The organism is Gordonia sp. LMA167 (assembly GCF_058130025.1).
Genome location: NZ_CM176708.1, coordinates 4035786 through 4054652, shown reverse-complemented (window position 1 = coordinate 4054652; position 18867 = coordinate 4035786). Strand labels below are relative to the sequence as shown.

18 protein-coding genes are annotated in these 18867 nt (G+C 67.4%); 2 read left to right on the top strand and 16 right to left on the bottom strand.

The window, feature by feature from the left end; all coding sequences use genetic code 11:
- Nucleotides 1-16: 16 nt before the first annotated feature.
- Genes ACVT6V_RS18430 through dprE2 form a run of 4 tightly spaced genes read right to left on the bottom strand, consistent with a single transcriptional unit; the run spans nt 17 to nt 3495 of the window.
- Entirely contained in the window at nt 17-775 is a 759-nt protein-coding gene (locus tag ACVT6V_RS18430; RefSeq protein ID WP_489895253.1) for a cobalt-precorrin-6A reductase, read from the bottom strand.
- Nucleotides 768-1535: a precorrin-4 C(11)-methyltransferase gene (gene cobM / locus ACVT6V_RS18425; protein ID WP_489895251.1), complete on the bottom strand. Its 768-nt coding sequence runs from the start codon at nt 1533-1535 to the stop codon at nt 768-770. Before cobM ends, ACVT6V_RS18430 begins: the two co-directional genes overlap by 8 nt.
- Entirely contained in the window at nt 1532-2731 is a 1200-nt protein-coding gene (gene cbiE, locus ACVT6V_RS18420) for a precorrin-6y C5,15-methyltransferase (decarboxylating) subunit CbiE (protein ID WP_489895249.1), read from the bottom strand. Before cbiE ends, cobM begins: the two co-directional genes overlap by 4 nt.
- Entirely contained in the window at nt 2728-3495 is a 768-nt protein-coding gene (gene dprE2 / locus ACVT6V_RS18415) for a decaprenylphospho-beta-D-erythro-pentofuranosid-2-ulose 2-reductase (protein WP_489895247.1), read from the bottom strand. Before dprE2 ends, cbiE begins: the two co-directional genes overlap by 4 nt.
- 37 nt (nt 3496-3532) lie before the next feature.
- On the opposite strand from dprE2, the gene ACVT6V_RS18410 reads away from it, so the two are divergent.
- The gene (locus ACVT6V_RS18410) at nt 3533-3934 is read left to right on the top strand and encodes a pyridoxamine 5'-phosphate oxidase family protein (protein ID WP_489895245.1); all 402 of its coding nucleotides are present in this window, start codon (nt 3533-3535) and stop codon (nt 3932-3934) included.
- A 226-nt stretch (nt 3935-4160) separates the two neighbouring features.
- On the opposite strand, the gene ACVT6V_RS18405 is transcribed toward ACVT6V_RS18410, so the two are convergent.
- Nucleotides 4161-5273 (bottom strand): M24 family metallopeptidase, encoded by a 1113-nt coding sequence (locus tag ACVT6V_RS18405; protein ID WP_489895243.1) that lies wholly within the window; start codon nt 5271-5273, stop codon nt 4161-4163.
- 67 nt (nt 5274-5340) lie between these two features.
- Here ACVT6V_RS18405 and ACVT6V_RS18400 point away from each other — a divergent pair, with 67 nt between their 5' ends.
- Entirely contained in the window at nt 5341-6318 is a 978-nt protein-coding gene (locus ACVT6V_RS18400; RefSeq protein ID WP_489900878.1) for a 5'-3' exonuclease, read from the top strand.
- A 74-nt stretch (nt 6319-6392) separates the two neighbouring features.
- On the opposite strand, the gene ACVT6V_RS18395 is transcribed toward ACVT6V_RS18400, so the two are convergent.
- The 11 genes from ACVT6V_RS18395 to dop form a co-directional block, all read right to left on the bottom strand.
- Nucleotides 6393-7478, bottom strand: a complete 1086-nt coding sequence (locus ACVT6V_RS18395; RefSeq protein ID WP_489895241.1) for a DUF4333 domain-containing protein — start codon at nt 7476-7478, stop codon at nt 6393-6395.
- Between the two features lie 219 nt (nt 7479-7697).
- Nucleotides 7698-10514 (bottom strand): DEAD/DEAH box helicase, encoded by a 2817-nt coding sequence (locus ACVT6V_RS18390; protein ID WP_489895239.1) that lies wholly within the window; start codon nt 10512-10514, stop codon nt 7698-7700.
- A complete protein-coding gene (tatC, locus tag ACVT6V_RS18385) occupies nt 10511-11494 on the bottom strand; it encodes a twin-arginine translocase subunit TatC (protein WP_489895237.1) in 984 nt (327 codons plus the stop codon). Before tatC ends, ACVT6V_RS18390 begins: the two co-directional genes overlap by 4 nt.
- 35 nt (nt 11495-11529) lie before the next feature.
- The gene (gene tatA / locus ACVT6V_RS18380; RefSeq protein ID WP_489895235.1) at nt 11530-11793 is read right to left on the bottom strand and encodes a Sec-independent protein translocase subunit TatA; all 264 of its coding nucleotides are present in this window, start codon (nt 11791-11793) and stop codon (nt 11530-11532) included.
- A 78-nt stretch (nt 11794-11871) separates the two neighbouring features.
- Nucleotides 11872-12837, bottom strand: a complete 966-nt coding sequence (locus ACVT6V_RS18375; RefSeq protein WP_489900876.1) for a helix-turn-helix transcriptional regulator — start codon at nt 12835-12837, stop codon at nt 11872-11874.
- The gene (locus tag ACVT6V_RS18370) at nt 12834-13826 is read right to left on the bottom strand and encodes a helix-turn-helix transcriptional regulator (RefSeq protein WP_489895233.1); all 993 of its coding nucleotides are present in this window, start codon (nt 13824-13826) and stop codon (nt 12834-12836) included. Before ACVT6V_RS18370 ends, ACVT6V_RS18375 begins: the two co-directional genes overlap by 4 nt.
- A 15-nt stretch (nt 13827-13841) precedes the next feature.
- A complete protein-coding gene (gene pafA, locus ACVT6V_RS18365) occupies nt 13842-15200 on the bottom strand; it encodes a Pup--protein ligase (RefSeq protein ID WP_489895231.1) in 1359 nt (452 codons plus the stop codon).
- A 74-nt stretch (nt 15201-15274) separates the two neighbouring features.
- Complete coding sequence (gene prcA / locus ACVT6V_RS18360) at nt 15275-16093, bottom strand: proteasome subunit alpha (RefSeq protein ID WP_489895229.1); 819 nt, start codon at nt 16091-16093, stop codon at nt 15275-15277.
- A complete protein-coding gene (gene prcB, locus ACVT6V_RS18355; RefSeq protein WP_489895227.1) occupies nt 16090-16962 on the bottom strand; it encodes a proteasome subunit beta in 873 nt (290 codons plus the stop codon). The genes prcA and prcB overlap by 4 nt, the downstream gene beginning before the upstream one ends.
- Complete coding sequence (locus ACVT6V_RS18350; RefSeq protein WP_124707286.1) at nt 16959-17150, bottom strand: ubiquitin-like protein Pup; 192 nt, start codon at nt 17148-17150, stop codon at nt 16959-16961. The genes prcB and ACVT6V_RS18350 overlap by 4 nt, the downstream gene beginning before the upstream one ends.
- 172 nt (nt 17151-17322) lie before the next feature.
- On the bottom strand, nt 17323-18825 hold the full coding sequence (dop, locus tag ACVT6V_RS18345; protein WP_489895225.1) for a depupylase/deamidase Dop: 1503 nt from the start codon (nt 18823-18825) through the stop codon (nt 17323-17325).
- Nucleotides 18826-18867: the final 42 nt, after the last annotated feature.

The following is an 18867-nucleotide window of genomic DNA, read 5'->3' as shown; positions in this document are numbered from 1 at the left end:
CGCACCACTAGCTTCACTAGAGGTGACCGCGGACCCAATCCAGAGCCGCGGGCACTGTCGCGACCGAGTCGCCGGTGGCGGGTTCTGCCGGTCGTTGGACCATCACCACGTCGATTCCGAGTTCGGCGGCCGCGGAGAGCTTCGCCTGGGTGAGGGCTCCGCCGCTGTTCTTCGTCACAAGTAGGTCGATGCCGTTCTCGCGGAGCAGGTGCCGCTCGTTGTCCAGGTCGTAGGGACCACGTGAGGACAGAACCCGATGTCGGGCGGGCAGCGCGGACGTCGGCGGATCCACGACGCGGATGAGAAACCAGGCGTCGTCGATGTCGGCGAACACCCCGACGTCCTGGCGACCGGTGGTGAGGAAGACGCGCAGATCGTCGTGCGTGGATGCCCGCGCGGCGACAGCTGTTGCGGCGGCGACCATGTCCGGCACGGATTCCCAGTGGTCGGCCGGACCCGGGTGCCACTGGGGTCTCCGCAACCGCAGGAGCGGGGTCCCGACGGTTTCGGCGACGGCAGCAGCATGTTCGGTCATCGCGGTGGCGAACGGGTGCGTCGCATCCACGACCACTGCGATGTCGTGGGTGCGGATCCACTCGGCGAGCCCGTCAACCCCGCCGAATCCACCGATGCGCACATCTCCGACCGGCAGGCGCGGGTCGCGCACCCGACCGGCCAGCGAGCTGATCACGGGGATCGACGCCTCGTGGAGCTCGGCGGCGAGTGCTCGCGCCTCGCCGGTGCCGCCGAGCAGCAGGACCGGCCGTTCACCCATCGGTGCGCAGCTTGGTCATCCGGGCCTCGGAGTAGAGGTAGCTGTCGGTGACCGCGGGATGCTCGGTCGGATCGAGCACACGGCCCACGAAGATCACCGCGGTCCGCCGAATCCCCGCATCGGCCAACGCGGATGCCAGGTCGGCGAGGCGGCATCGTACGATCTGCTCATTGTGTCGGCTGGCGAAAGCCACCGTCGCCGTGGGACATTCCGCTCCGTAATGCGGTGTCAGCGCCGCGACGATCTGGTCGGCGCGATGTGCCGCCAGATGCAGCGCAAGGGTGACACCCGTGGCCGCGAGCCTCTCGAGCTCCTCCCCTGGCGGCATGTCCGTGGACAATGTCGACACCCGCGTGATCAGCAGGCTCTGGCCGACTCCGGGAACCGTGAGTTCCCGGTCGAGTGCTGCGGCCGCCGCGGCGAAGGCGGGCACCCCGGGCACCACCTCGACCGCGATCCCGCGCGAAGTGAGTTCGCGTCGTTGTTCGGCCATCGCCGAGTACAGGGAGGGATCGCCGGAATGCAGACGCGCGACGTCGTGTCCGGCCGCGTCTGCCGCGATGATGTGGTCGACGATGTCGTCCAGCGACATTCGTGCGGTGTCGACGAGCACGGCGTCCGGCGGGCAGCGATCGAGCAGTTCGGCCGGCACGAGCGAGCCCGCATACAAGCAGGTCTGGCATCGGCCGAGGATCGCCGCACCGCGCAGTGTGATGAGATCCGGCGCGCCCGGTCCTGCGCCGATGACGAAGACGGTCATGGCTTGTCCACCACCCATTGCACGATCGGCAGCGATGGCCGCCAGGTTGTCATGGTGCCGAGCGGACCCGCGGTCTCGACCACATGTCTGCGCAGCGAACCGCCATGGCGCCCATACCATTCGGTGAGCAGCGCCTGGTTCTCGACGGTCACCGCGTTCGCCACGACACGGCCGCCCGGCGAGAGGGCGCACCAGATTGCCTCGAGCAACGCCTGGTCGAGTCCGCCGCCGATGAATATGCTGTCCGGCTCCGGCGCCGCCGCCAAGGCGTCTGGCGCCGCTCCGAGTACGGTGATGCGTTCCCCGACTCCGTGGCGGACGGCGTTGTCGCGGAGCCGCGCAGCCCGGAGCTCGTCCTGCTCGAAGGCGATCGCGCGGGCGCTGCGGTCGGCACGCAACCACTCGATGGCGACACTGCCGGACCCGGAACCTATGTCCCACAACAGCTGTCGGTACGACGGCGTGAGGGCGGCAACGGTGAGCGCCCGGATCGGCTGCTTGGTGATCTGCCCGTCGTGGTCGTACTCGTCGTCGGGCCGGCCGGGGGTGCGGCTGCGTCGCGGCCCCACACAGCTGATCGCCACGATGTTCAGACGGTCCCCTGCCGGTTCGTGCCACGTCCGGGCCACCCCCCGGACGATGCGTTCACGGTCTCCGCCGAGCTGCTCGAGGACGGTGACCGACGACCAGCCGAAACCGTTGTCCGTCAGCACGCGTGCGATGGTTGCCGGAGTGGTGTCGTCGCGGCTGAGCACCAGCAGGTCACGGCCGTCCGTGACCCGATCCAGCAACGACTCGGGATCTGCGGTCACCGTGCTGACGATCCCGACGTCGGTGAGGTCCCATCCGAGCCGCGCGCACGCGAGGGCGGCACTCGACACGGTCGGGATGACGGTGACACGTTCGGCGCCGATCGCCCGCACGATGGTGGTGCCGACGCCGTGGAACATCGGGTCGCCGCTGGCAAGGATGTGGGTGACCCCGTCGTCCGTACCGTCGGCGTGGAGCACGGTGTGCAGGTGTTCGCTCATGGGCGAGTTCCATCGGCGTTGTCGCGCGGGCAGATCCGGCAGCAACTCGAGTTGGCGGGCCGACCCGTAGATGACCCTGGCCGAGGCGAGCTGATCACGGGCCGGTTTGCCGAGCCCGTCCCAGCCGTCGGCACCGATGCCGATCACGACGACGTGTCCGATCATCGGGACAACCGCCGCCAGATGGCGCGTGGCACCATCCGCATGCCGACGAACATCGGCCGCAGGACCCAGGGAATCCAGACTTCTCCGCGGCCCCGGTGGTAGGCGTCGGCCACCGCGTCGGCGACTTGCTCGGCGTCGACCGAGAACGGTGCTGGTTTCACGCCGGAGGCCATGAGGTCGCGCGTCATCGCGCCGATGACGAATCCGGGACGAGCCAACAGGAGCCGAACCCCACTGCCGTGCAGTGCGTCCGACAGGCCGCTGGCGAATCCGTCCAGCCCCGCCTTGGTGGAGCCGTACACGTAGTTGGCCCGGCGCACGCGGATGCCGGCGACCGAGGAGAACACGATGATCGTGCCGGAACCCTGGGCGCGCAAACCCCTGGCGAGCGGGGTCAACACGCTGATCTGGGCGAGATAGTCGGTGTGCGCGATCTGCAGGGCGTGCGCAACGTCGGACTCGGCGCGTGTCTGGTCGCCCAGGATGCCGAACGCGATGATGACGACCTCGATCGGCCCGTACTGCCCGATGATCGTGTCGACGAGCGCGGTGTGGGTATCGGTGTCGTCGGCGTCGAATTCGACCGTGTGCACATCGGTCGCCCCGGCCGCCCGCAGCTGCGCGGTCTCGTCGACGAGGTCGTCGGGCCGGCGCGCAGCGAGCACCACCGTCCGGCCGGAGGCAAGTCGTCGGGCCAGGGCGACGCCGATCTCGCTGCGACCGCCGAAGACCACGATGGTTCCGGTGCTCGGTCGCTGGGCCATGGCAGCCAGTATCTCATCGGCCGGTTAGCGTGATGCCATGACCCGTACCCCTGACGACCTCGGTGCTGCGGCCGAGGAGTACCTGGCCGAGCGGCACCTGGCCACCCTCACGACCCTGCGCGCCGATGGCACGCCGCATGCCGTCGCGGTCGGATTCACCTGGGACAAGGAGAACCGGTTGGCCCGGGTTATCACGTTCGAGGGCAGCCAGAAGGTCCGGAATACCGAGCGAGGTGGATACGCCTCGGTGACGAATGTCGACGGACCGCGATGGCTCACGCTCGAAGGCCCCGCCTCGGTCCGCCGCGAGCCGGAACGTGTCCGCGAGGCGGAGGAACGCTACGCCGCGCGCTATCGACAGCCGAAGCCGAATCCGCGGCGTGTGGTCATCGAGATCGAGGTGTCCCGCGTGATGGGGTCGGCGACGCTGTTGGGGTGAGACGATTGTCGGCCGCCGGGGCCCCCTGCCGCCGGTCCCCCGCCGCCTCCCACCGCCCCCGGCCGGCCTCAAAACCACCCCCAGGCGGGGCGAGCTCGGCGAATCGCCGCCATCAAGGCGCTGGTGGGTGGTTTTCGGAGCCGGTCACAGCACCGGCAACGCTGGTGGGTGGTTTTCGGAGCCGGTCACAGCACCGGCAACGCTGGTGGGTGGTTTTCGGAGACGATCACAGCACCAGCAGCTCGTGGGGGCGGGTGTTCATCGGTTCGCAGCCGTCGTCGGTGACGACGACGATGTCCTCGATCCGGGCGCCCCAATGCCCGTCGAAGTACACGCCGGGTTCGATGCTGAATGCCATTCCAGGACGCAATGCGATGTCGTTGCCGCTGACGATGTAGGGCTCCTCGTGCACCGACAACCCGATGCCATGCCCGGTGCGATGAATGAAGTTGTCCGCGAGGCCCTGCTCGCCCAGGAGATCGCGTGCCACCGCATCGATCTCCTGCGCCGTGATCCCGGGTCGAACCGCGTCGACGGCGGCGCGCTGCGCGTCGTGCAGAACTCGGTAGGCGTCGGCGATCTCGACCGGAGGCTCGGTGAAGCAGTATGTACGGGTGGAGTCCGAGTTGTAGCCGGGGTCGACGGGACCGCCGATGTCGATCACCACGATGTCGTCGGACTCGATCACACGATCGGAGAACTCATGGTGCGGATCGGCACCATGCGGGCCCGAACCGACGATGATGAACGCGGCCTCGGTATGGCCTTCGGCCAGGATGGCCGCCCGGATGTCGTCGGCGACTTCGCGTTCGGTCCGACCGGGTCGTAACCATTCCCCCATTCGGGCGTGGACGCGGTCGATCGCCGCCCCGGCGCGGCGAAGCGACTCGATCTCGCTGTCGTCCTTGATCATCCGCAACTCTCGCAGCACGTCGGTGGCGAGGGCGGGAGTCGCGCCTGTTTGTCGCGCGATCGGCACCACGTGCAGCGCAGGCATGGTGTCGCAAACGGCCAGCGCCGCGGAGTCCGGCAGCCCGGCCAGGGCGAGCGCGTACGGATTCTCCCCGTCGACCCAGTCGGCCACATCGATGCCGAGATCGGCGACCGCCGAATCGCGTACGGAGGCGAGTTCCAGCCGCGCAACGACGAGCCGCGGCGCACCGTCCGCGGGCACCACGAGGGCGGTGAGTCGCTCGAAGGTGTCCGCCCGAGACCCGGTGAGATAACGCAGATCCGGGCCGGTGGACACCATCAGTGCGTCGAGACCTGCTTCGGCGGTGAGCTTCCGGGCACGGTCGAGGCGATGGCGATATACGTCCGAGGAGAACCGGTAGGTCATGAGCGCAGCCTACCGCCCGTACAGACATGGCCGGGCATGACAGAGTTGGGTCATGGCTGGTTCGCTGATGCTCCTCGACGGAGCGAGTCTGTGGTTCCGATCGTTCTACGCGCTGCCCGAGAAGATGACAGCTCCGGACGGGCGGCCTGTGAACGCCGTCCGCGGATTCCTCGACACGATCGCGTCGCTGGTGACCCGGGAGCAACCCACGCGTCTCGTGGTCTGTCTCGACCTGGATTGGCGTCCGGCCTTCCGGACCGAGCTGATCCCGTCGTACAAGGCGCATCGTGTGGCCGAGGAGGCACCCCATACCGTCGGTGCAGCCGGTGCTGACGACGTCGTCACCGACATCGAAGAGGTACCCGACACGCTGACACCGCAAGTCGACATGATCCTCGACGTGCTGCGTTGCGCAGGGATCGCGACGTCGGGGGCCATCGGCTGTGAGGCCGACGATGTGATCGGCACGCTGGCCTACGACGAGTCGACCGATCCGGTGGTGGTGGTGAGCGGGGACCGCGACCTGTTGCAGGTGGTCGCCGACGATCCGGTGGCGGTGCGGGTCCTCTATGTGGGCCGCGGACTGGCGAAAGCCGAGATGATGGGCCCGGCTGAGCTCGCCGAGAAATATGCGGTCCCGGTCGATCGGGCCGGCATGGCCTACGCGGAGATGGCGATGCTTCGTGGCGATCCGTCCGACGGTCTGCCCGGCGTCCCCGGGATCGGGGAGAAGACCGCAGGCAAACTCATCACCGAGTACGGAAGCCTGGACGCCCTCGAGGCCGCGGCCGCCGACAGCGGCTCGTCGTTGGCGACCCGCAGCCGCAAAGCGCTGCTGGCGTCGGCCGACTACCTGAGTGCGGCCCGCACCGTCGTATTGGTCAAGACCGACGCGCAGACCATCGACAGCACCGACGACGACCGGTTACCGCAGTCCCCGGCGGACCCGGGAGGTCTCGCCGACCTGGTCGAGGAACTGGGTATCGGCGCGTCGGTGACACGTTTGGCCAAGGCGCTGGGATGGTCGACCGCCGAGATCCGGTAACCGATTCCTGTTCGGGAGGCTCCGGCTTCCGAAGCAGACCGTGGGCGGAACGCGTGCGGCGCGATGACGACCGCTCAGCTCGTCGGACGGGAGACCTCGTACGTGCCGTCGTCGTCGAGGAAGGTCACGGTGACCTTCTGCTGCTGACCACTCACGGTGGCGGTGCAGGTGAACGATTGTCCCTTCTCGACCCGCTCTCCTGAGGGGCACTGGACGTTGCTCACATCGGTCGCCTGGTAGTCCTCGGTCAAGATCTTCTTGACGCCGTCCTGGACTGCGTTCTGCGAGATCGTTTTCGGTGCCCACCCGGGGGCGACGAACGCGGTGAACAGCAAGATCGCGGCGATGACCACCGCGGCACCGCCGCCGACGAACAAGAAGGTACGCATCCGACTCTTCTTGGGCGAGGTCGCCATCGACGAGAACTGATCGCCGCCGTAGTGGCTGTGGCCTGCGGTCTGACCGGCGAACTGCTGATGCTCGCCGGTCGGTTGATAGGTGCCCGGGGCGGAATAGTAGGCGCCGGGAGGCTGCTGCGAAGAAGCGCCGTACGGTGCGGTTGAGGCCTGCTCACCAGCGGTTCCATAGCCGGCCGGGGCACCATAGCCACCCATCGGCTGACCCGGGACGGTCTGTCCGTGGTCGGGCTGACCGTAACCCGGCTGGCCGTAGGGTTGCTGCCCATAGCCCTGCTGCGCATAGCCCTGCTGCCCGTAGGGTTGCTGGCCGTACGCCTGCTGGGCCTGGTTCGGTTCTCCCTGACCCGGTTGCCCGTAGGGTGGCTGCCCGTACTGTTGCTGTCCGTACTGTGGCTGTCCGTACTGCGGTTGTCCGTACTGCGGTTGTCCGTACTGTTGTTGTCCGTAGTCTGGCTGCCCGTACTGCGCTTGCCCATGACCTTGCTGCGGATGCGCCTGCGTATAGGGCGCTGTCGAGGGATTGCCGTAGGGCGTCGTCGGCTGACCGTGGTCCTGCGAGTGGCCGGGCGGTGACTGGGGCGCCGACGCCGGATCCGAGTGCTGCGGAGACTGCGTTTCGCCTGCAGGACCGGACGGGGCCGTGGTGTCTTCGGCCCGGTTGGAGTCGGGCTGTGCGGGATCACTCCCACCAGGGTGCGGTGATGACCCGCTCGGAGGATTCTGATCGTTCGGCTCGCTCATGGGGTCTCCCGCTCTGCCCCGTGACAGGGCACCGACACGCCTGGACGTCACGGTCGGCGAGCGCGGAATCCCCTCGTGTCGTCGGGAAGGACGCATCGAGCCCGCCCGTCCGTTCTCCCGACCGCGTGGAGAACGTTACCTCACGGCCCCACCACAATCACCGAACCGACGACGCCGACGTCACCGGGAAAACCGGGCACGAACCGACGGTATGAGCGCTCAGCCCAGTTCTGCGGCGACCACGCCTCGACGGATGCCCGACACCGCGGCGCGCGCCGATCCGGCCAGACGGGTATCGGCCCCGACACCTAGTCTGATCTGCTCGAGCAGATCGACCACCTGACGGTTCCAGCGAACGAAGTCACCCGGTGACAGCAATTGCCCGCGTTCACCGGCAGCCGCGAGGGATTCCGTCAACGAACGTCCGGATGCCCACAGCGACACCGCAACCGAGAATCCCGTGTCGGGCTCGCGGGTGGAGTCGACGCGATGACGAGCCTCGACGGCGGTCACCTGCCGCCAGATCTCCACGGTTCGGGCCACGGCCTGCCGCAGTGCGGCATTCCCGGGCATCGCGTCGGTTCCGGAGTAGCTCTCGCGTCTCGCCTCGAACACCATTGCGGCCACCACCGCGGCAAGTTCATGTGGTGCCAGCGCATCCCAGACCCCGGCCCGGATGCACTCGGTGACGAGCAGATCGCTCTCGCTGTATATCCGGCTGAGCAGCTCACCCGCCGCGGTGACCGACACCCGTTGGGCCCCGGACCGACCGACGGAGGCGTCGAGGTATCCCAACTCTGCCAGGACGGCCACGATCCGGTCGAACTGGACTCCGAGCGTCGACGTACGGTCGGCGATCACCCGTTCGGCCGACACGATCTCGCGGACCACCCGATTGCGGCGCTCTGCAAGGCGGAAGAGTTCATCGCCACCATCGAGCCGGTGTGCCGGATGAGCCCGCAGCGCCGACCGTAGTCGGGCCAGTTCCCGATCATCGGCGGCGGCGGCGCGCTTCTTGGAACGACCGCGCGGCATCTCGATGCCGGTGGACCGGAGCGCGGACGCCAGGTCCCGACGACCCCGTCCGGTCCGGCGATCCACATGCTTCGGCAGGCGCATGTTGCCCAGCACCTGGGGTGGGTTCACGAAGTCACGGGTTCCCACCCGTCCGCACCAGGCGTCCTCGGTGAGCACAAGCGGTTTGGGGTCCACCGACTGCGCGGCCGGTTCGAGGATCACCGCGAGCCCGCGGTGCCGACCACCGTGCAGCCCGATCACGTGCCCCCGCTTGAGGGCGGCCAGGTCCGCGACCGTCGACCGTGTGTGTTCCGTGCGCCGCTCGAACTTGAGCTCACGCTCCCGTCGCCGGATGTCCTCCCGCAGTTGCACGTAACCGAGGAACCCGGCATGCGGGTCGTCTCCGGGTTCGTTGCCGTAGTCGATCGATCCGCCCGGCTCGAGTCCTCGGTTCTCGGCGGCACCGGTCAACTCGATGTCGAGTTTGCGGAGCTGTCGACGTGCATCATCGACCTTGCGCGCCTGTCCGACGACCGATCGATCCGCTTGGAACTGCGCGAACGACCGGTTCAGCAGTTCGCGCGAGCCCGCGAGGCCGAGTCGGCCGATGAGGTTGACCGCCATGTTGTATTCCGGCTGGAACGAACTGCGCAGCGGAAACGTGCGTGCACCGGCGAGGCCGGCGACCTGCTCGGGAACCGTCTCCGCCGTCCACACGACGACGGCGTGGCCCTCGACGTCGATGCCGCGACGTCCCGCCCGTCCGGTCAGCTGGGTGAATTCGCCGGGCGTGAGGTCCACGTGGGCTTCACCGTTGAACTTGACGAGCCGTTCGAGCACCACGGTCCGGGCCGGCATGTTGATACCCAGTGCCAGTGTCTCGGTGGCGAACACCATCTTCACCAAACCGCGGGTGAACAGTTCCTCGACGGCATGGCGGAAAGTCGGCAGCAGACCTGCATGGTGAGCGGCGAAGCCGCGGCGCAGACCCGCCCGCCATTCGGCGACGCCGAGGATCTCCTCGTCCGCGGGAGACATCTCCTCGAGATGTCGGTCGACCACCTCGTCAACCGACATCGCCTCCTCGGGTGTCAGCAGGTTCAGACCTGACCGAAGACACTGTGCGAGGGCCCCGTCGCAGCCGGCGCGGGAGAAGATGAACCCGATCGCGGGTAACAAACCCTCGCGGTCCAGGCGTGCGACGAGCTCGGGGCGCGACGGTGGGCGCGCTCCCCCGCGTCTGCCACCACGGGGGCCGCCGCTCCGCCGACCACGGCCATAGGACCGGTCCCCACCACGATCGTCGGCCAACAGGATCCGGTGGCGGATGTACCGTTTGAGCTCCGGATTGACCTGTGGGCGTTCCCGTGTCGCCGCTGCGCCGGGTGGCCTGGCCGGGTCGAAGAGGTCGAACATGCGGGTTCCGACGAGCATGTGCTGAGACAAGGGCACCGGTCGGTGCTCGTCGACGATGACGGTGGTGTCACCGCGGACCGTCTTGATCCAGTCGCCGAACTCCTCGGCGTTGCTCACCGTCGCGGACAGGCTCACCACCCGCACCGACGGCTCGAGGTGCAGGATGACCTCTTCCCACACCGCGCCGCGGAACCGGTCGGCGAGGAAGTGCACCTCGTCCATCACCACATGCGACAGCCCGGTGAGCGCACGCGAGTTCGCATAGATCATGTTGCGGACGACCTCGGTGGTCATCACGACGATCGGCGCATCCGGGTTGATCGAGTTGTCCCCGGTGAGCAGGCCAACCGATTCCGCGCCGTGGATGGCGGCGAGGTCGGCGTACTTCTGGTTGCTGAGTGCCTTGATGGGTGTGGTGTAGAAACATTTCGTGCCCGACGCCAGTGCGAGATCCACGGCGAACTCACCGACGATGGTCTTCCCTGCGCCGGTCGGTGCGCAGACCAGAACGCCATGTCCCGCCTCGAGAGCAACACAGGCACGCCGCTGGAAGTCGTCGAGGCCGAAGGACAGCCGATCGGTGAATTCCTCGAGCCGACTCACAGGATGTCGTCGAAAGTGTCTCGGTCACGGACTGAGGTGCGGGTGGCCGCCGACGTGCCGGATGAGGTCGCCGACGGCTGCTCGAGCCGCGTCGCGCTGGGTGCCGGGCCGGTGCTCGGCAGCGGGCTGGCCTGATCGTCTGGAATGTCCGACCAGTCGGTGGTGTCCCGCTTGCGTCGTTTGTCGTTGATCCGGGCGAACTGGATCGCGATCTCGAGCAACACGGTCAGCGCCAGCGACAACGCCAGCATGGTGAACGGATCCTGTCCGGGGGTCGCGATCGCAGCGAACACGAACAGCGCGAACACCAGCCCCCGACGCCAGCTCTTCAGCCGCGCATAGGTCAGGATCCCGATGACGTTCAAGGCGATGATCAGCAACGGCAACTCGAAGCTGACACCGAAGATGATCAGCAGGTGCAGCATGAACCCGAAATACTGGTCGCCGGCCAGTGCGGTCACCTGGACATCGTTGCCGACGGTCAGCAGGAAGTGGAAGGCCTTGGCCACCACGAGGTACGCGAGCACGGCGCCCGCGACGAAGAGTACGGCGGCCGACGAGACGAATCCGATCGCGTAGCGCCGCTCGTTGGTGTGCAGGCCGGGAGTGATGAATTGCCAGAGCTGGTACAGCCAGATCGGGCACGCCAACACCACCCCGGCGGTGAGCGCGACCTTGAGCCGCAACATGAACTGGTCGAACGGGCCGGTGGCGAGCAGGCGGCAGGAGTCGTCCGCGGTCAGCTGCGCGCGCGATGACGGTGGCAGATCGCAGTAGGGTCCGCGCAGCAGATCACCCAGCGAAGGGATGCCGAGGAATCCGTGCGAATACCAGACGAACCCGATGATGGTCGTCACGACGATCGCGATCATCGAGATGACGACACGGGTCCGCAACTCGTAGAGATGTTCGACCAACGACATGGTGCCGTCGGGATTGAGTTTGCGTTTACGGCGTCTCGGATCGAGAGAAATGCGCACGCGGGTGCCCTGGCCTCCGGTCTGGCGAGAAGCGCCTAGGCGGACTTCTTCGTGTCGTCAGTCGAGGTATGTGTCGAGGTCGGCGGCACATCCCCCGGCGGCAGTTCACGTTTGACCGGCTCGGCCGGCGGGGTGCCGCCGGTCTCCTTGCCGTCGTTCTGCATCTCCTTGACCTCGCTCTTGAAGATCCGCAACGACTGACCCAGCCCCCGAGCGGCATCGGGGAGCTTCTTGGAGCCGAACAGGATCACCAGGACGAGCAAGACGATCACCCAGTGCCACCAGGACAAAGCGCCCATTTTTCCACCTCCGAATCGCGACGTGGCCAATGCTACCCGAGTGCGGCCCGGCGACCGCGGGCGCAGGCGGCCACGGCCTCACCCATAGCGTGCCCGGGCCGCCGCCGCCGTCGACGCGACGCTCCCTGCGATGGCCGGATCGGACACCACCCGCACGCGGCCACCGAACCCCAGCAGGAAGCGGGTCAGCCACTCCGGTGAGCCGTACACGAGGCGCGCACGGACCGGCGACGTCGGATCGTTGCGGCCGTCAAGCGATTCCATCGCTTCGATCAGGTAGTAGTCGAGTACCCAGAGCTCCTCCGGATCGATCTCGATCTCGGCGAACGGCAGGTCCGGATTGTCGGACAGGATCGCCGATTGGGGTCGCGCCACCGCCTCGGCCGGCGGGGTCGACGGTTCGTCGAGCAGCGTCGCCGTCTCCACCCGGTCGAACCGGAACAGCCGCACACCGTCGCTTTTGCGGCACCACGCCTCGAGGTAGGTGTTGTTGTCCATCGACTGCAGCCGGATCGGGTCGACAGTGCGCTCGGTGAAGCTGTCCCGTGTCGCCGAGTAGTAGCGGATGTCGAGGGCGCGCCGCAGACGCAACGCGTCGCGGATGGTCGCGTGGGTGGGGTTCTCGACCTCGACGTCGCGCTCGACGCCGGTGGGCACCCGGGCCGCCGACGATCCGACGGCCTGTTCGATCTTGGCGATGGCGCGTCGTGTACTGACCCGGTCGACGGCGCCGGGCATGTCGAGCAGCGCACGCAACGCGACGAGCAGGGTGCTCGCCTCCGTCGTGGTCAGGCGCAGCGGACGGTCCATCCCCGCGGTGAACCCGACCTTGACCCGGCCCTGCTCGAACTGCAGGTCGATCAGATCGTCCGGAAAGTATCCGGGGAGCCCGCAGACGAAGAGCAGCTCGAGATCCTTGGTGAGTTGCCTGGGCGTGATGCCGAGGTCGCGGGCCGCCTCGTCGATCGCGATGCCGTCACGCCGGTCGAGGTAGGGCACGAGCGCCAGCAACCTGCTCAACCGATCTGGACGCGCGGACATCAGGCGGACACCCCGGCCAGTCTGTCGAGCGAGGCGATGACGGCCTCGCGTAGCTCCGGTGGCGCGAGCACCACGGCGTCACGGCCGGCCCCGAGCACCATACGGGCGAGGGTGGACAACGAGCGGATCTCGATCTCGGCCACGTCGCCGGGCTCGCCGTCGAGATCGGAGGGCGTGACCGTGCTGGATAGTCGCCGCAGCCCGGCCGCCCGATCGCGCGCCAACCAGATGCGTGCGGTGCGGCCGTCGGTGCCGGTCGCGGACTCGACGGCCGCCGATACGATCTGCTGAACGTCGGTGCCTTCGGGAACCACGACGTCGCCCGGGGCGCCGATCACGGTGACGTCGGAGATCCGCGACAGCCGGAAGGTGCGGGTGGCCGAGCGGTCGCGGTCGTGCCCCACGACGTACCACCGACCGCGATAGGTGACGATGCCCCACGGTTCGAGGGTGCGGGTCAACGCCGACGACGCCGCACCCGGCCGATAGGTGAAGGTGACGGCCCGCGCCGACCCCGTCGCCGAGACCAGCGCCGCCAGGGCGGGTTCGGAACCCACCGACCGCGCCGACAACGCGGCCGGCACCACCAGCTCGTCGTCGGCCCGGACATCGATACCTGCGGCCTGCAGTTTGAGGACGGCATTCTGCGAGATCGCGGAGATCTCGGGGGTATCCCACAGCGCCGCTGCCATCGCGATCACCGCGGCCTCGGATCGGTCGAGCTCGATCTCGGGCAGCTCATAGCTGTCCCGGTTGATCCGATAACCCTCCGCGCTGCCCGACATCCGATCCCGACCGGTGATCAGCGGGATACCGAGGTCACGGAGTTCGTTCTTGTCTCGCTCGAACATCCGGTTGAATGCCTCGTCCGACTGCCCCTCGTCGTTGTAGCCGGCGACGTTGCGGCGGATGTACTCCGCGGTCACGAACTGACGGGTCGACAACAGACAGATCACGAGATTGAGAAGGCGCTCAACTTTCTGCGTGGCCACTGGGCCAGCTTACGATCACATCGATGCGATCAGTCGATCGACTCGCTCATCGACGCTGCGGAACGGATCCTTGCACAACACGGTCCGCTGGGCCTGGTCGTTCAACTTGAGGTGAACCCAGTCGACGGTGAAGTCACGGCCGGCCTTCTGCGCAGCCGAGATGAAGTCGCCACGCAGCTTCGCCCGCGTCGTCTGCGGCGGTTCGTTGACCGCGGTCGCGATCGCCTCGTCGGTGGTCGCCCGGGCGACCAGCCCCTTGCGCAACATGACGTCGAAAACGCCGCGGCCGCGTTTGATGTCGTGGAAGGCGAGGTCGAGCTGTGCGATCTTCGGGTCCGACAGCTCCATCGAGTAGCGGTCCTGATAACGCTGGAACAACTTGCGTTTGATCACCCAGTCGACCTCTGTGTCGACCGTCGAGAAGTCACCGCTCTCGACCGCGTCGAGCATCCGGCCCCACAGATCGACGACCATGTCCATCTCCGGGTCGGGGCGACGGTTCGTCATGTGCTCGACGGCGCGGGCATGGTATTCGCGCTGGATGTCGAGCGCGGTCGCCTGCCGCCCCCCGGCGAGGCGTACGGGACGCCGTCCGGTGGGGTCGTGGCTCACCTCGCGGATCGCTCGGATCGGATTGTCGAGAGCGAAGTCGCGGAACACCACGCCGGCCTCGATCATCTCCAGGACCAGTGCTGCCGAGCCGACCTTGAGCAATGTCGTCATCTCGGCCATGTTGGAGTCCCCGACGATCACGTGCAGTCGGCGGTATTTCTCGGCATCGGCGTGCGGTTCGTCGCGGGTGTTGATGATGGGCCGGGACCGGGTCGTCGCCGACGACACGCCTTCCCAGATGTGCTCGGCACGCTGGGACAAGCAGAAGGTCGCCGCCTTCGGGGTCTGCAGGACCTTGCCGGCGCCGCAGATCAGCTGGCGCGTGACCAGGAACGGCAGCAGGACGTCGGAGATGCGGGAGAACTCGCCGGCCCGCACCACCAGGTAGTTCTCGTGGCAGCCGTACGAGTTGCCTGCCGAGTCGGTGTTGTTCTTGAACAGGTAGATGTCGCCGCCGATCCCCTCGTCGGCGAGCCGCTGTTCGGCGTCGACGAGCAGGTCCTCGAGCACCAACTCGCCTGCACGATCATGGTTGATCAGCTGAATGAGGCTGTCGCACTCGGCGGTCGCGTACTCCGGGTGGGAGCCGACGTCGAGATAGAGCCGCGCGCCGTTCTGCAGGAAGACGTTGGACGAACGCCCCCAGGACACGACTCGGCGGAACAGGTACCGAGCGACCTCGTCGGGGCTCAGTCTGCGATGACCGTGGAAGGTACATGTGACACCGAATTCGGTCTCGATACCCATGATTCGACGCTGCACATGATCAACACTACCCGCGGACAACCCCGCAGACCGGGCGACGCGACGGGTGGTCGCGTCGCCGGTCCGCGACGTCAGGATTCCGGGTCACTCGGAGGGGTTTCGGCGTCCGCCGATCCACCGTTCGCGATCTCGTCCGGCGTGGCGGATTCGCCATCGGCCGGCATCAGATCTGCCAGGGCCGAATTGTTGATCCGTCGATAGGCGCGCCGCGGACGATTGCGATCCAGGATCGCCACCTCGAGGTCGGAGGCGGTGAGTTTGCGCGGTTCGGCCGAGGACTGAGACGAGCTGCCCGACGAACTGCTGCCGGTGTCGACGGGCGTGGCCAGCGCGGCCACCGCGACGGCGATTGCGGCGGACAGGTCGAGATCGGGTTCGTAGCTTTCCCGCAACGCAGTGGTGATGGCCTCGTTGGCGCCGCCCATCACCAGAAACCGCGTCTCATCGGCGATCGACCCGTCGTAGGAGATGCGGTACAGCTGCGAGGGCCGTGGCTTCCCGTACTTGGCGACCTCGGCGACGCAGAGTTCGACCTCATACGGTTTGGCCTGTTCGGTGAATACCGAACCGAGCGCGTTCGCATATGTGTTCGCCAGCGACAACGCGGTCACATCCGCGCGGTCATAGCTGTAACCACGCATGTCGGCCAGCTGGATGCCGGCCTTGCGCAGACTCTCGAACTCGTTGTACTTGCCGACCGCTGCGAAACCGATCCGGTCGTAGATCTCACTCGTCTTGCGCAAGGTGTTCGACGGATTCTCCGCCACGAACAGCACGCCGTCGGCGTAGGTCAGCGCGATCACGCTGCGGCCGCGGGCGATGCCCTTGCGCGCCAGCTCCGAGCGATCGCGCATGATCTGCTCGGCACTGGCGTAATACGGGAATGTCATCGCGCCTCCCCCTCATGCTCGGCGGCGCGTCGTTCGACCACTGCCCGGGCCGCGGCCTCGATCGCTTCGGGTGCCACCTCGGTCGCGCCCTGCGCCCCCACGGTCACCGCGGTCGGGAAGATCTTGCGCACGATGTCGGGTCCGCCGGTCGCGGAGTCGTCGTCGGCGGCGTCATAGAGCGCCTCGATGGCCACCGCCAGCGCGGAATCGGCATCGAGGTCATATCTGAACAGCTTCTTCAACGATGATTTCGCGAACACCGAACCGGATCCGATCGCCTGATAGCCGCCGAAATCCTCGTGCCGGTCGCCGGCGATGTCGAACGAGAAGATGCGACCACGCTCGTTGGGGTCGTCATGATCGATGTCGAACCCGACCAGCAACGGAACCGCCGCCAGCCCCTGCATCGCCGCGCCGAGGTTGCCGCGCACCATCGATGCAAGTCGACTCACCTTGCCGTCGAGGGTCAGCGGGACCCCTTCGATCTTCTCGTAGTGTTCGAGCTCCACCGCGAACAGCCGGACCATCTCGATCGCGATACCCGCTGTTCCGGCGATGCCGGCAGCCGAATACTCGTCCGTGACGAACACCTTCTGCACATCACGCGTCGCGATGAGGTTGCCCATCGTGGCCCGCCGGTCACCTGCCAGCACGACCCCACCCGGATACGACACCGCCACGATCGTCGTTCCGTGCGGGATCTCGGCCGCCACGTCCGTGCGGATGCTCATCGGATCGACGCGATTGTGCGGAAGCTGTTCAGGCGCATGCTCCCGCAGGTACTCGGTGAACGACGAGATGTCCGCGCGCAGCGGGTGGGTGGAGTGGAACGTGTTTGAGGAACCTGGTGAGGAGAACCGGTCGCTCACTGGCCGCCTTTCTGCACGTACGCGCGCACGAAGTCCTCAGCGTTCTCCTCGAGCACGTCGTCGATCTCGTCGAGCAGGTCGTCGGTGTCCTCGGCCAGCTTCTCGCGGCGTTCCTGACCGGCACTGCCGTCCGAGCCGATGTCACCATCGTCGTCGCCACCACCGCGCTTGGTCTGTTCCTGCGCCATCTGCTGCCTCCTTCGACTCACCGAACCCGCTCGCTGCGTGCCCGGCCCGATCCGCCCTGTCGGGCGTCGACGCGACGCCGACACGGTCGCATCTGAAAAACCGCGTATTCCACACCCTACCGGTGCGCGCCGCGCCGCGGGCGGAAGCGAACACGCATGTGGCCGCGGCGCGTCAGGTGGTCGTGAGCTGATCGACGAGTTCGGCGGCGGAGTGCACCGAGTCCAGCAGCTTGCCGACATGGGCCCGGCTGCCGCGCAACGGTTCCAGGGTGGGGATGCGCACCAGGGAATCGCCGCCCAGATCGAAGATGACCGAGTCCCAGCTCGCGGCCGCGACATCGGCGCCGAACCGCCGCAGGCATTCCCCACGGAAGTACGCCCGGGTGTTCTGCGGGGGCTCACTGATCGCCCGCATCACGTCGTTCTCGTCGACGAGTCGCTTCATCGAACCGCGGGCGACGAGCCGGTTGTACAGACCCTTGTCGAGGCGGACGTCGGAGTACTGCAGATCGATCAGCTGCAGCCGCGGTGCCGACCACCCCAACCCCTCGCGCTGTCGGAAACCCTCGAGGATGCGCAGTTTTGCTGGCCAGTCCAGGATGTCGGCGCACTCCATCGGGTCGCGCTCGAGTCGGTCCAGCACGTCGGCCCAGGTCTCCAACACGTGGGCGGCCCGGGTGTCGTCGCTGTGCTCGGCGTCGTGGAACTTCATGCACCGTTCGAGGTACTCACGCTGCAGGGCCAGTGCGGTCAGTTCGCGGCCGTCGGTGAGCGCGACGGTCGTCGTCAGGCCGGGATCGTGGCTGATGGTGTGCACGGCCTGTACCGGACGGGCCAGTTCGATGTCGGAGAAGTCGACGCCGGCCTCGATCAGGTCGAGGACCAGCGCGGTGGTGCCCACCTTCAGGTACGTGGCGGTCTCGGCGAGATTCGCGTCGCCGATGATGACGTGCAGGCGCCGATAGCGCTCGGGGTCGGCGTGCGGCTCGTCGCGGGTGTTGATGATGCCGCGTTTGAGGGTGGTCTCCAGTCCCACCTCGACCTCGATGTAGTCCGATCGCTGCGACAACTGGTAGCCGGCCTCGTCGCCGGACTGACCGATGCCGACCCGGCCCGCACCGGTGAAGATCTGCCGCGACGCGAAGAACGTGGTGAGACCTGCGATCACCGCAGTGAACGGGGTCTCACGATTCATCAGGTAGTTCTCGTGGGTGCCGTAGGAGGCGCCCTTGCCGTCGATGTTGTTCTTGTAGAGCTGCAGACGCGGAGCTCCGGGCACGCTCGCGACGTGCCGGGCGGCTGCCTCCATGACCCGCTCCCCGGCCTTGTCCCAGATGACCGCGTCCATCGGGTCGGTGACCTCGGGCGCCGAGTACTCCGGATGCGCGTGGTCGACGTAGAGCCGGGCGCCGTTGGTCAGGATCATGTTCGCGGCGCCGATCTCGTCGGCATCGATGATCGGGGCGGGACCCGAACCCCGGCCGAGATCGAATCCGCGGGCGTCGCGGAGTGGTGATTCCACCTCGTAGTCCCACCGTGTCCGCTTGGCACGGGGCACCCCGGCGGCCGCGGCGTACGCGAGAACTGCCTGCGTGGAGGTCATGATCGGGTTCGCGGTCGGGTCGCCGGGCGCGGAGATCCCGTACTCGACCTCGGTACCGATGATTCGCTGCATGGTACGAGCCTAGATGTTCATCCGGTAGCGGTCGCACCCTCG